Consider the following 13,208-nt stretch of genomic DNA (forward strand, 5'->3'; position numbering starts at 1 on the left):
TGCCGCTGCCCACCCGGCACGACGGGCGCCGATGATCGATCTTGTTTCAGCAGCGCGGAACTGGGCACTCCCTGCGCCATGAATCTGCGGAGATTGCTCATGCTCGCCGGCGCGGTGGTGTTGCTCGTCGGAGTGATCGCACTGTTGGTGCCGGTATCGGTGCCGGGACCCCAGGGTGACATCGGGTGTGGCAACGCGATCGCGTCGGATCTGTCCCAGGCGCGCGACGTCGACGGCAACAATCTGGCCAACCTGCCGGTGCTGAACGAGATCATCCCGCACAAGGACTTCGTCGCCGAGTGCCAGTCCGCGCTGTCGTCGCGGCGCTCCTGGTCGATCCCCGTGGCCGTCGTCGGCGTTCTGGTGATCGCCGGTTCGTTCTTCGTCGGTGGTCGCACCGGCCGGGTGCGGGCCTGACCTTTTTGACCGCCGTCTCTAGCTGGCGCGCTCGTCCTTGACCACCCGCAGCCGGGGCCGCTCCTGCGGTTCCGGCTGCGCCGACGTCTCGGGTGCGATCTTGTCGGTGACCGTGGCCGCCACGGAGTCGATGCGGTTGACGGCACGGTCGCACAGCCCCCGCACCCGGTCTCCTGCGCCTTCCACCGCGGAGTCGACGTCGTCGGCCGCGCTGAGCAGGTAGGCCCGCATGTTCAGCCGCCACCGTTCCCCGGCGCGGCGTAGCCGGTGGCGGAGCCGATCGTCGACCTCGACGGTCACATACGGCAGCACTCGAAGCTTCATCTCCCGTGCCTCCCCTGTGTGGATGCCTGTGCCCAGGGTAGCGGGAATCAGCGCGCTGCTCTGGCCGCCGTGACGGCTCCCGCGGCATCCCGGCTCGCCTGCTTTCCGGCTGCATAGGCGTCTTCGGCTGCGCGCCGCGCCTCTTCGGCGGTGCGCAGCGCCTCTTCGGCGGTGGCGAGCCGGCGGCGTGCGTCCTCGACCCGTAACCGGGCCACGGACAGGTCGGACTGCAGCTCCGGAAGAGCCGCGTCGGCGTCGGCCTGCCGGGCGAGAGCGTCTCGCAGGGCCGGGGACGGACCTCGTCGGGCCCGCTTCTCGGCGGGTGGGGCCGGTGCGGCCGGCGCGCTGCCCGGGGAACGCTTCGCCGACACCGCGGTCGCGACCCCGAAGTCGCCGAAGCCGGACCACTGTTCGGCCTTGGTCAGCCGGCCCAGGCGGGCGAGCACCTCGGGATCGGCGACGGCCGCCTGCAGGGTCGAGACGACGTCGTCGCGCAGCGCGGCTGACGGATCGGTGATCCCCGCCGCAACGAACCCGGCGCGGCTCAGTTCCTCCACCAGTCGGCGCTGCTCGGTGGTCAGGGCGCGGATCGCGTCGCCGTCCATCGCCGCGTGCGCCTCCCGTAGCCGCGTACGCAGGTCCGCGAGTTGGGTTCGCGCGGTGCCTTTGAGCGCCAGCAGATTCACCACCCACGCCGCGACGGTCGGCCTGCGGCTGGCGCCGATCTGCTTCGCGGCGTCGCCGGCACCGGCTTTCTTGGCCGCCGCGGCCAGCTCCGTGCGCCGCGCGGTGAAGTCCTGCGGGCGCGCGGCGTACAACGCATCGAGTGCGTCGGACACCGCGTCGGTCGCCGGATCGCCCACCCCATCAGCCACACTGTCCACTATCACCGAGAACACTGGTCGTCATCCACTCCGCCCGGCCATCGTGGTCGGCGCACTCGGCGTGGTGTTCGGCGACATCGGCACCAGCCCGATCTACACGCTGGCCACCGTCTTCGACCCCCACGATCCGCACCCGGTGCCGGTGTCGCGCGACCACGTCTACGGCGTGGTGTCGCTGATCTTCTGGTCGGTGATGATGATCGTGACGTTCACCTACGTGACGCTGGTGATGCGCGCAGACAACCACGGCGAGGGCGGCATCATGGCCCTGATCACGCTGGTGAAGAAGTTCTCGAAACCCTCCACGCGGCGGGTGTCGACCGTTCTGGCGGCACTCGGCGTGTTCGGCGCGGCCCTGTTCTTCGGCGACAGCATGATCACCCCGGCCATCTCGGTGCTCTCGGCGGTCGAGGGCGTGAAGGTGATCGATCCCGGGTTCGCCGACTTCGTGGTGCCGGTGACCGCGGTGATCATCGTGATCCTGTTCTCCGTGCAGCGCCGTGGCACCGAGACGGTGGGCCGGTTCTTCGGTCCGGTGATGATCCTGTGGTTCGCCGTGATCGGCGCGTGCGGCATCCGCGGCATCGTGACCAATCCCGACATCCTCTGGGCGCTGTCACCGACCCACGCGCTGGAATTCCTGTCCGGCCGTTTCCACGTGGCGTTCTTCGCGCTCGCCGCGATCGTGCTGGCCGTCACCGGCGCCGAGGCGCTGTACGCCGACATGGGGCATTTCGGTCGCAAGGCCATCACCATCGGTTGGTTGGGTCTGGTGCTGCCCGCCTGCACGCTCAACTACTTCGGGCAGGGCGCGCTGGTGCTCTCCGACGAACGCAACGTCGCCGCACCGTTTTTCCTCCTCGTTCCGGAGTGGGGCCGCATCCCGATCGTGCTGCTGGCCACTGCGGCGACGGTGATCGCGTCGCAGGCGGTGATCACCGGCGCGTTCTCGGTGGCATCGCAGGCCGCCAAGCTCGGCTACCTGCCCAGGCTGCGAATCCACTACACGTCGGCCACCGCGATGGGGCAGGTCTACGTGCCCTGGATCAACGGCATGCTGATGGTCGCGGTGCTGATCCTGGTGTTCGCGTTCCGCAGTTCCTCGGCGCTGGCGTACGCGTTCGGGATGGCGGTCACGGGCACGATCACGATCACCACGCTGCTGTTTCTCTACATCGCCCGCACCCGCGCCGGGGCGCCGCTGTGGTTGGTGCTCGGCGGTGGGGCGGTGCTGTTGACCGTCGACCTGATGTTCTTCGCGGCCAACATGACCAAGCTGGTGCACGGGGCGTGGCTGCCGCTGCTGATCGCCGTCGTCGCGTTCGTGGTGATGACGACGTGGCAGCGGGGCCGGGTCCTGGTCACCGAGGAACGACGCGAGGTCGAGGGTCCGATGCAGGACTTCATCGACGGGCTGACCACGATGGATCCGCCGTTGGTGCGGCTGCCGGGCACGGCGGTGTTCTTGAACAGGGGCGATGACACGGCGCCGCTGTCCATGCGCACCAACGTCGAACACAACCACGTGCTGGCGGAGCACGTGGTGATCATGAGTCTGACCACCGAACCGGTGCCGCGCATCCCGGATTCCGAGCGCGTCAGCGTCGACCGACTCGGGCCGGGCGACGACGGCATCGTGCACGTGGTGGCCCGGTTCGGCTACATGGAGCACGTCAACGTGCCCAGGGTGCTGGGTCTGCTGGACCCCGCGCAGACCGAGGGCCCGCTCGACCTGGCGAACGCGACCTACTTCCTGTCGAAACTCGAACTGTGTGAAGGGGATCGGCCGTCGATGGCACGCTGGCGCAAGCGTTTGTTCATCGCGACGTCCTACATCACCTCCGACGCGGCGGCCTACTTCGGGCTGCCGCTGGACCGCACCGTAGTGATCGGCTCACGTCTCGAGGTCTGAGGACTGCAGGTGGCGGCGCATCGGTTCCCGCCCGGGCGGCTGGGTCGGCGTCGGCAGCAGCGGCTTGATCGGGTGCACCGGGACCGTGGTCGGCGCATCGGTGTTGATCTCCAGCGGTTCACCGGCATGACGGATGGTCAGTCGGTGGTGCGGTCCGTCGCGCAGGGTGTAGGTGACCGACGAGTGGTCGGCCTCGACGGTGACGCGGAAGTTGCGCCACCGGAGCCGGAAACACAGTCGCTTGATCCCCGACGGCAGATGCGGGTTGAGGCTCAGCATGCCTTCGTCATCGCGCAGCCCGCCGAAACCGCCGACGAGCGCGGTCCAGCTGCCCGCCAGTGACGCCAGGTGCAGGCCGTCACCGGTGTTGTGGTGCAGATTGCGCAGATCGATCAGCGCGGCCTCGTAGGCGTAGTCGTGCGCGAGCTCCAGGTGCCCCACCTCGGCGCACATCACGGCCTGCGTGCACGCCGACAACGACGAGTCGCGGGTGGTGCGCTTCTCGTAGTAGTCGACGTTGCGAGCCTTCTGCTCGGCGGTGAACGCGTGGCTCTGCCACTGCATGGCGAGCACGAGGTCAGCTTGTTTGACCACCTGCGCCGGATAGAGCCGCACGTACGGTTCGTGAAGCAGCAGAGGGTATTCGGTGTTCGCCGAGAAATCCCACTCCCGCAGCGTGGTGAAGCCGTCGCACTGCGGGTGCACACCCAGCTCGTCGTCGTACGGAATGTGCACGGCGTCGGCGGCATCGCGCCACGCAGCGGTCTCCTCGTTGTCCACCCCGAGTTCGCCTGCGGCGTCGGGGTTTCGGTGGCAGGCGTCCACGGCGATATGCAGGTTGTTGGCAGCCATCAGGTTGGTGAACACGTTGTCGCGCACCACCGCGGTGTACTCGTCGGGGCCGGTGACACCGTCGATGCGCCACAGCCCGTTGCGGTCGTGGTGGCCCAGAGACATCCACAGCCGTGCCGTCTCGACGAGAACCGCGAGCCCGCAGTCTTTTTCGAGCGAGTGATCACCGGTGACCACGCGGTAGCGGTCGAACGCCATCGCGATGTCGGCGTTCACGTGGAACGCGGCGGTGCCTGCGGGCCAGTACGCCGAACACTCCTCTCCGGCGATCGTGCGCCACGGGAAGCTCGCGCCTTCGAGGTCGAGTTCTCTGGCGCGGTCGCAGGCCAGGTCCAGCGTCGAGGATCGCCACCGCAGCGCGTCTGCGGCGGCATGCGGTGCGGTGTAGGTGAGCACGGGTAGCACGTAACCCTCGGTGTCCCAGAAGGCGTGGCCGTCGTACCCGGTACCGGTGAGCCCCTTCCCGGCGATCGCGCGGCGTTCGGCGCGGGCCGCGGCCTGAATCACGTGGAAGAGGCCGAACCGCACCGCCTGCTGGCAGTCGGCATCGCCGTCGACCTCGACGTCCGCGCTGTCCCAGAAGTCGTCGAGATACTCCCGCTGCGAGTCGAGCAGTCCGTCCCAGCCGGTGTAGCGGGCACCGGCGATCGCCGCGGCGACCTGATCGCGCAGGGCGGGCCGGGACCGGATGCTCGACCAGCCGTAGGCGAGATACTTGACCAGGCGCAGCTTTTCACCCGGCTGCAACGCACATACCACGGTGGTGCGGGCCCAGTCACCACCGGCGTCGCCGCTGATGTCGACGCGCCCCGGCGCGTCGACGACGTGATCCATCGCCGCAGCCATCATCAGCTTGCTGTTGCGCGTGCGGTGGATCAGCACCGCGCCGTTGTCACTGATCTCGTGCTGGATCGCCTTGAGCGGGTTCTTCAGGACCGACGCCACCCGCGGATCGTCGGATTGCTCCGGCTGGTCCTCGTTGGCCACCAGCTCGGACTGCAGGGTGACGCGCACGGGATCGTCGACCGCCTCGACGATGTACTCGATGGCGGCCAGACCGCGCTGCGCCAGCGATACCAGCCGTACCGAGGTGACCCGAACGTGCTTGCCCGCAGGCGATTTCCATTCGGCTTCGCGCGTCAGGGTACCTGCCCGCATGTCGAGCACCCGTTCGTGGGAGAGCAGGTCGCCGTAGCGAACGTCGAACGGCTCGTCCTCGACGAGCAGGCGGATCAGCTTGCCGTTGGTGACGTCGACGATCGACTGGCCGTCCTCGGGATAGCCGAAGCCTGCCTCGGCGTAGGGCAGAGGCCGCGTCTCGTAGAACCCGTTCAGGTAGGTGCCCGGCAGCCCGAACGGTTCCCCTTCGTCCAGGTTGCCGCGTAATCCGATGTGCCCGTTGGACAGTGCGAAGATCGACTCGGTCTGTGGCAGCAGGTCGAACACGAGCTGGGTTTCCCGGATCCGCCACGGTTCGACCGGGAAGGCCTCGTCGGAGATCATCATCGGTCGAGCAGCTCCCCCAGGTCGGTGACGACGATGCCGGCGCCGTGCTCACGCAGCGCGTCGGCCTGACCGACGCGGTCGACGCCGACGACGGCCCCGAAGTGACCGGCCTTACCGGCGGCCACTCCCGACTGCGCGTCTTCGAAGATCGCGGCCTCCGCTGGTTCGACGCCAAGCAGCTCGGCCGCTCGCAGGAAGCTGTCCGGTGCGGGTTTGCCGCGCAGATGCTCCTCCTGCAGTGTCACGCCGTCGACCCGTACTTCGACGTACTCGGCCAGCCCGGTGATCTCCAGGACCTGCTTGGTGTTGGCGCTCGACGACACGACGGCGCGACGCAGGCCGGCCTCGGCGACCGCCTGCAGGTAGCGGCGCGACCCGTCGAACACCTCGACGCCGTCCTTTTCCAACGTGTGCTGGAAGGCCGTGTTCTTCTCATCGCCGAGCTGATGCACGCATGCGTCGTCGACGTCGATGTGGCGGCTCTCGAGGAAGGACCGCACGCCGTCCTCGCGCGGTTTGCCGTCGACGTAGTCGTCGTAGTCGGCACCGATGTCGAACGGGGTGAAGTCGTCACCGTCGCGTGCGCGGAGGAACTCGTCGAACATCTTCTTCCACGCCCGCTTGTGCACGCTGGCGGTATCGGTGAGCACGCCGTCGAGGTCGAACAGGCACGCGCGGATGCCCTCCGGTAGTCCGAACACCCTCCCTTTCTACCCAGACGGACTAATTTCCACGCTGTGGCGGTTGGCGCCGGTATGCGCATCGGCGTGGTTTTTCCGCAAACCGAGCTCGGCGGCGACCCCGGCGCGGTGCGCGCCATGGGTCAGCGCGTCGAGGAGCTCGGCTTCACCCACCTTCTCGCCTACGACCACGTGCTCGGAGCCGACCCGGCCGTGCACCGCGACTGGGCGGGCCCGTACGACGTGGACACCACGTTCCACGAGCCGCTGGTCATGTTCGGCTATCTCGCGGCCGTGACGACGACGCTGGAGCTGGTCACCGGGGTGATCATCCTGCCGCAGCGCCAGACCGCGCTGGTGGCCAAGCAGGCCGCGGAGGTGGACCTGCTGACGGGCGGGCGGTTCCGGCTGGGGGTGGGGCTGGGCTGGAACGCGGTGGAGTACGAGGCGCTCGGCGAGAACTTCGGCGATCGGGGCAGGCGCTCCGAGGAGCAGATCGAGTTGCTGCGCCGGCTGTGGACCGAACGCTCGGTGACGTTCGAGGGACGTCACCACCGCGTGGTGGGTGCGGGCGTGGCTCCCCTGCCGGTGCAGCAGCCCATACCGCTCTGGATCGGCGCCGCGTCGCCGCGGGCGTACGCCCGCGTGGGCCGGCTCGCCGACGGCTGGTTCCCGATGTTCGGGCCGGGGCCGCGTCTGGACGAGGCGCGGGCCGTGGTCGACGAGGCAGCCCGAGCCGCCGGACGAGATCCGGCGAGCATCGGCATGGAAGGCCGCGTCAGCTGGCAGGGCGACTCCGACGCGGTCCTCGCCGCGATCGAGGTGTGGCGACAGATCGGGGCCACGCATCTGACGGTGAACACCATGGGCGCCGGCCTGACGACCGCCGACGAGCACCTCGACGCACTGGAGGCTGTCGCCGACGCGGCGGGCCTGTCCGCCTAGCGGCGGCGCCGGGGCACCGACAGGTACTTGTACTCCAGGAACTCGTCGATTCCGACCTTGCCACCCTCACGGCCCAGGCCGGACTGTTTGACTCCCCCGAAGGGTGCGGCGGGGTTGGACACCACCCCGGTGTTGACGCCGACCATGCCGACCTCCAGTCGTTCGCTCATGTCGAACGCGCGGTCGATGTCCTGGGTGAAGACGTATCCGACCAGACCCCAGTCGGTGTCGTTGGCACGGGAGATCACGTCGTCTTCGTCATCGAACGGGATGACCGGCGCTACCGGACCGAACACTTCTGTGGACATCAGCTCAGAGTCAGGTGACACATCGGCGAGCACGGTGGGTGGGTAGAAGTAACCCGGTCCGTCGGGAAGCCGGCCCCCGGTCAGGGCGGTGGCACCACGGGCGAGCGCGTCGTCGACCAGGTGCTGGACCTTGGCTCGGCCGGCGCCGTCGATGAGCGGTCCCACGTCGGTACCCTCGGCCAGGCCATTGCCCACCGTCAGTTCCGCCATCCGCGCTGCCAGGCGCTCACTGAATTCGCCTGCGAGAGAACGGTGCACGTACATGCGGTTCGCCGCCGTGCACGCCTCCCCCATGTTGCGCATCTTCGCCGCCATGGCACCGTCGACCGCGGTGTCGATGTCGGCGTCGGCGCACACGATGAACGGCGCATTGCCGCCCAACTCCATCGACGATCTCATCACCGTGTCGGCCGCCTGGCGCAGCAGCACCTTGCCCACGCCGGTGGAGCCGGTGAAGCTGATCTTGCGGGCCTTGCCGCTGGTCATCCACCGCTGCACCACCGTCGCCGCATCGGTGGTGGTGACGACGTTGAGCACCCCCTCGCGCAGGCCGCACTCCTGCAGGATCGCCGCCAGAGCCAACGAGGTCAGCGGTGTCTGCGGGGCGGGTTTGAGCACCATCGTGCAGCCGGCTGCCACGGCCGGCGCGATCTTGCGGGTTCCCATCGCCAACGGGAAGTTCCATGGCGTGATGAGGACACAGGGTCCGACGGGTTCCCGCGTGACGATGATGCGGTTCGCGCCGTCGCCGGTGGTGGTGTGATCACCGGAGATCCGCACCGCTTCTTCGGAGAACCACCGCAGGAACTCCGCGGCGTAGGCCACCTCGCCCCTGGCCTCGGCCAGCGGCTTACCCATCTCCGAGGTCATCACCTCAGCCAGCCAGTCCTGCCTGGACATCACGAGATCGTATGCGCGTCGCAGGATTTCGCTACGCTCGCGCGGTGCGGTGCGGGCCCACGAGCGCTGCGCAGCGACTGCGGCGTCCAGGGCCGCGTCAGCGTCCCCCGAACCGGCATCGGCCACGCGGGCCAACAGCTCTCCGGTGGCGGGGTTCTCCACCTCGAAGAGGTTTCCGTCGTTCGCGGCGCGCCATTGCCCGCCGATCAGCAGGCCGGTCGGGATGTCCGCGAGACCAGCGTGCAGCGTTGTTGACGTCATCGATCGTTCTCCAATGTGGGGTCGAGAATCTGTGCCAGGTGCAGGGAGGCGCGGGCGGTCGGAGCCAGCTGTCTGGCTTGCATGTGGCAGCTGAAGCCGTCGGTGAGCACCACCGCCTCCGTGTCGGCGCGCAGCGCCGGAGCCAGCGCCAGTTCGGCGACGGCCATGCTGACGTCGTAGTGCTGGCGCTCGAAACCGAAATTGCCGGCAACGCCGCAGCATCCCGTCGCCTCACGCACCTGGTCGATGCCGACCGCGGCGAGTGCGCGGCGCTGCGTGGCCGCGCCGAACACGGCGTATTCGTGGCAGTGGGTCTGCAGGGTGACAGCCTCGGGCAGAGCCACCCGCGGCGCCCAGCCGGTCTCGCTCTGGGCAGTGATCTGCTCGGCGAAACTGCGGACACGTCGCGCGACCCGACGGGCAGCGTCGCTTCCGACCAGTTCAGGAAGATCCTTGCGCAGCGCCGCCGCGCAGCTCGGCTCGGTGACGACGATCGGCCGATCGGTTCCGTCGTCGAGGGCGGCAGCGGTGCGCACCAGCCGTTTTCGGGCCTGGCGCAGTTGCCCGGTGGAGATCCAGGTGAGTCCACAGCACACGTCGGTGCGGACCTCTGCGCGGTGGCCGCCATCCTCGATCACCCGCCGCGCCGCGCCGGCGACCTCGGGCCGAAAGCCCTTGGTGAAGGAATCCACCAGCAGGATCACGTCCCCGGTGCCGCCACCCTGCGCACCGACTTCGGCGCGTAACGCGCGGCGAGAGGCGAAGGTGGGTAGCGGTCGCTGCGTCGTCAGTCCGCCGAGACGCAGGCCCACCGCTCGCAGCGGGCTGGCCAGGACACGGTTGACCACGGGCGCAGTGCGAGATGTCACGGCCAACCATCGCGGTAACCACCCCAGTGAGTAATGCGACATCGGACGCACACGTCGGCGGTAATGGTGGTCGAGGAACTCGGCCTTGTAGGTCGCCATGTCGACACCGGTCGGGCAGTCGGTGGAGCACGCTTTGCAGGACAGACACAGGTCCAGGACGTCACGAACGTCTTCAGATGCCCATCCCCGGTCCATCGTGCGAGCGCCGCGAACCATGTCCTGCAGAACGCGGGCGCGGCCTCGCGTGGAGTCCTTCTCGTCGCCGGTGGCCCGATAGCTCGGGCACATGACTCCGCCGCTGTGTGAGCGGCACCTGCCTACGCCGATGCAGCGCTGCACGGCTTCGGCGAATGGGCTGGTCCCCGGCGCGGCGGACTCGTGGAGGGTGAACGTGGTCTGCCACGGCAGTGGTGGGACATCGGCGAGCGCCAGCTGCTCGGTGACCGGTTCGGGCGCCACGATCATGCCGGGATTGAGGGTGTTGCCCGGATCGAACAGATCCTTGAACGTGGCGAACGCCTCCATGATCGTCGCTGAGTACATCTCGGGCAGCAGCTGCGACCGTGCGCGCCCGTCGCCGTGTTCGCCCGACAGCGTTCCGCCGTGTGCGACGACGAGCCGGGCCGCGGCGGTGAGGAACGCCGACATCACCTCTCGCCCTTCGGGTGTGCGTTGATCGAAGGTGATGCGGATGTGCATGCAACCGGCACCGAAGTGGCCGTACATCACACCGATCAGCTCATACCGCTGGAGCAGGTTTCGGAAGTCGGCGAGGTAATCGGCGAGGTTCTCCGGGGCTACGGCCGAATCTTCCCAGCCCGGCCACGACGTCACGGTGGACCCGTCGGCAAGGTGTAGTCGCGACGACAATCCGGCCCCGTCCTCCCGAACGCGCCACAGCTGTCGACGTTCGCCCGGGTCGCGGACTTCCCGGAACTGCCGGGCCCGTCCGTTGGCCTGCAGATCGGCAGTGAGCCTGCGGGCGTGCTCGGCGACGGCGCCGTCGTCGTCACCGTCGAGGTCGATGTAGAGCCACGCGCGGCCGGCGGGCAAGGCGGCGACGGAGTCTTCGCCGCGGCGCGCTCTCATCGTGGCGACGATGTGTTCGTCGATGCCTTCGACCGCCGCGGGCGAGTACTCCAGGATCGTGGTGACGTCGCGGGCGGCGTCGACGATGTCGTCATAGGCGACGACCAGGAGCAGCGCCGACGGCGGCACGTCGACCAGGGTGACGGTGGCGCCGACGACGACGGCGCAGGACCCCTCGGTGCCCACCAGTGCGCGTGCGACGTCGAAGCCGTTCTCCGGCAACAGGTGTGCGAGCTGAAAGCCCGAGACTTGCCGAGGAATACGACCGAGTTCCAGACGAAACGGGGCCATGTACCGTGCGGTCAAGGCTCTCAGGTCAGCGGACAGTGCGCTGGCTCGCTCCGTTGCGGCGATGTCCGCCGGATCGGTGGCACACAGTCCGCTGTGGGTGGCCGTCAGGCGGATGCCGTCGGCGAGCACCAGGTCCAACGACACCACGTGGTCGCCGGTGCGCCCGTACCTGACCGAGTGGTTGCCGCAGGCGTCATTGCCGATCGATCCTCCGACGGTGGCGCGGTTCCTGCTGGACGGATCCGGCGCGAAGGTCAACTGATCGGCGGTGCTGTGCTGTACGGCCTCGGCCAGATCCGCCAAGACGACACCCGGCTCAACGACGGCAGTCCGGCTGGCGGCGTCGATGGACACGATGCGGTCCATGTGCCGCGAGAAGTCCAGGACGACTCCGCTACCGATGGCATTGCCCGCCATCGATGTGCCGCCGCCCCGCGCGATGAGGGCAACGCCGAACTCCGCACAGAGCCGGGCGATGTGACTCACGTCCTCCGCGTTCCGAGGGAATGCGACGGCCACTGGCTCGACCCGGTAGTTCGAGGCGTCGTAGCTGTACTCGGCCAACCGCCGGCTGCTGGTGTCGACCTCGACGGTGCCGGCGGTCAGCCGTTGTACGAACGTGACGGCGTGGGTCAATGAAGCTCCTCGGCGAGCACCACCGCGAGATTCTCCAGCAGGCGATCGGCGTCGGCGATCGAAAACGGCAGCGGCGGGCGCACTTTGAGCACGCTGCCGCGTGGCCCCGACGCCGAGATCAGCACGCGGCGCCGGCGCATGTGGTTGACCACGCGCAACGCCGCATCTCCGTCGGGAGTGGCGGATTCTCGGTCGGTGACGATGTCCACTCCCACGAACAACCCCGCGCCGCGGACTTCGGCGACCTGCTCGTAACCTCCTGCCATTGACTCGATTTCGTCCTGGATGTAGCGGCCAACGCGGTCAGCGTTCGCCATCAACCCGTCACCGTTGATCACGTCCAGTACCGCCTGCGCCGCCGCGATGGACACCGAGTTGCCGCCGAAGGTGTTGAAGTAGCGGATGTTGCGCCCGAACTCGACGAGGAGCTCGGGGCGGAAGGCGGCCGCGGCGATCGGAATGCCGTTGCCCATGGGTTTACCGGTCGTCACGATGTCGGGGACGAGGTCGTGCCGCTGGAATCCCCACCAATTCCGTCCGGTACGTCCGAATCCCGGCTGGACCTCATCGGCGATGAACAGACCGCCGGCGTTGTGGACTTCCTCGATGACAGGCTGCAGGAAGCCCGCGGGGTCAGCGTAGATGCCGTCGGAGGAGAAGATCATGTCGGCAATGAAGGCTGCGACTCCGAATCCGTGACGCTCCAGATCGGCGACGGCCCCGCGGATCTCGCGGGCCATGTTCGCGACGACGGCGTCGTTGCCGCCGTGGCGCAGGCGATCCGGTGCGCTGATGGTGCGCACATGCGGCCCCAGTGGGACACCCACACCCAGCGACGGCGAGAAGGCCGACACGTCGGAGGTCAGTCCGTGGTAGGCGCCGGCGGTGACGATTATGCCCTGGTTCCCGGTGTGGTACCGGGCCACCCGCATCGCGAGGTCATTGGCTTCAGAACCGGTGCAGGTGAACATGACATGACCGATCTCGGCGGGCATGGTGGCCAGGAACTGCTCGCTGTACGTCAGGATCGACTGCTGGATGTAACGGGTGTTGGTGTTCAACGTCATCAGCTGCCGATGAATCGCGTCGACGACGTAGGGATGGCAGTGCCCGACGCTGGCCACGTTGTTGTACACGTCGAGGTAGTCATTGCCATCGGCGTCGAAGAGCAGCGTCCCTGCGCCGCGGACGATCTCGACGGGGTCTTCGTAGAACAACCGGTAGCCGGGTCCCAGGAGACGATCGCGGGCTTCGACCTGGCCGCGGGTGCGCGGGGGCAGCTCGTCGATGCGTGACGTGTCGAACCCGTTCACCATCGGCTCGGACGCTCCTGG

10 protein-coding genes are annotated in these 13,208 nt (G+C 68.3%); 3 read left to right on the forward strand and 7 right to left on the reverse strand.

Translation table 11 applies throughout. From position 1 onward, the window contains the following. The first annotated feature begins 78 nt into the window (after positions 1-78). Entirely contained in the window at positions 79-417 is a 339-nt protein-coding gene (locus tag DMB80_RS07435) for a hypothetical protein (protein ID WP_046366413.1), read from the forward strand. Positions 418-435: 18 nt separating this feature from the next. On the opposite strand, the gene DMB80_RS07440 is transcribed toward DMB80_RS07435, so the two are convergent. Continuing rightward, positions 436-741 carry a hypothetical protein gene (locus tag DMB80_RS07440; protein WP_046366412.1) on the reverse strand — a complete coding sequence of 102 codons (306 nt, stop codon included), beginning with the start codon at positions 739-741 and terminating at the stop codon, positions 436-438. A 47-nt stretch (positions 742-788) separates the two neighbouring features. After that, positions 789-1,616, reverse strand: coding sequence for a hypothetical protein (locus DMB80_RS07445; RefSeq protein ID WP_240431050.1), 828 nt, complete (start codon positions 1,614-1,616; stop codon positions 789-791). A gap of 52 nt (positions 1,617-1,668) precedes the next feature. Between DMB80_RS07445 and DMB80_RS07450 the strand changes: the two genes are divergently transcribed. Continuing rightward, positions 1,669-3,537 carry a potassium transporter Kup gene (locus DMB80_RS07450; protein ID WP_240431051.1) on the forward strand — a complete coding sequence of 623 codons (1,869 nt, stop codon included), beginning with the start codon at positions 1,669-1,671 and terminating at the stop codon, positions 3,535-3,537. Here DMB80_RS07450 and DMB80_RS07455 read toward each other — a convergent pair. Together DMB80_RS07455 and DMB80_RS07460 are read right to left on the reverse strand one after the other, a co-directional pair. Further along, positions 3,520-5,892 carry a glycoside hydrolase family 65 protein gene (locus DMB80_RS07455; protein ID WP_162938454.1) on the reverse strand — a complete coding sequence of 791 codons (2,373 nt, stop codon included), beginning with the start codon at positions 5,890-5,892 and terminating at the stop codon, positions 3,520-3,522. The genes DMB80_RS07450 and DMB80_RS07455 overlap by 18 nt on opposite strands. Next, the gene (locus DMB80_RS07460; protein WP_111509264.1) at positions 5,892-6,596 is read right to left on the reverse strand and encodes a beta-phosphoglucomutase family hydrolase; all 705 of its coding nucleotides are present in this window, start codon (positions 6,594-6,596) and stop codon (positions 5,892-5,894) included. The genes DMB80_RS07455 and DMB80_RS07460 overlap by 1 nt, the downstream gene beginning before the upstream one ends. 54 nt (positions 6,597-6,650) lie before the next feature. On the opposite strand from DMB80_RS07460, the gene DMB80_RS07465 reads away from it, so the two are divergent. Further along, the gene (locus DMB80_RS07465) at positions 6,651-7,520 is read left to right on the forward strand and encodes an LLM class F420-dependent oxidoreductase (RefSeq protein ID WP_111509265.1); all 870 of its coding nucleotides are present in this window, start codon (positions 6,651-6,653) and stop codon (positions 7,518-7,520) included. Here the strand turns inward: DMB80_RS07465 and DMB80_RS07470 are convergent. From DMB80_RS07470 to DMB80_RS07480, 3 genes are read right to left on the reverse strand one after another with little or no spacing between them, the layout of a single operon-like run. Next, entirely contained in the window at positions 7,517-8,989 is a 1,473-nt protein-coding gene (locus DMB80_RS07470; RefSeq protein ID WP_111509266.1) for an NAD-dependent succinate-semialdehyde dehydrogenase, read from the reverse strand. The genes DMB80_RS07465 and DMB80_RS07470 overlap by 4 nt on opposite strands. Next, positions 8,986-11,874: an FAD-binding and (Fe-S)-binding domain-containing protein gene (locus DMB80_RS07475; RefSeq protein WP_111509267.1), complete on the reverse strand. Its 2,889-nt coding sequence runs from the start codon at positions 11,872-11,874 to the stop codon at positions 8,986-8,988. Before DMB80_RS07475 ends, DMB80_RS07470 begins: the two co-directional genes overlap by 4 nt. Continuing rightward, positions 11,871-13,190, reverse strand: coding sequence for an aspartate aminotransferase family protein (locus tag DMB80_RS07480; protein ID WP_111509369.1), 1,320 nt, complete (start codon positions 13,188-13,190; stop codon positions 11,871-11,873). The genes DMB80_RS07475 and DMB80_RS07480 overlap by 4 nt, the downstream gene beginning before the upstream one ends. Positions 13,191-13,208: the final 18 nt, after the last annotated feature.

It is taken from the genome of Mycobacterium kyogaense (assembly GCF_003254575.1).
Classification (GTDB): Bacteria; Actinomycetota; Actinomycetes; order Mycobacteriales; family Mycobacteriaceae; genus Mycobacterium; species Mycobacterium kyogaense.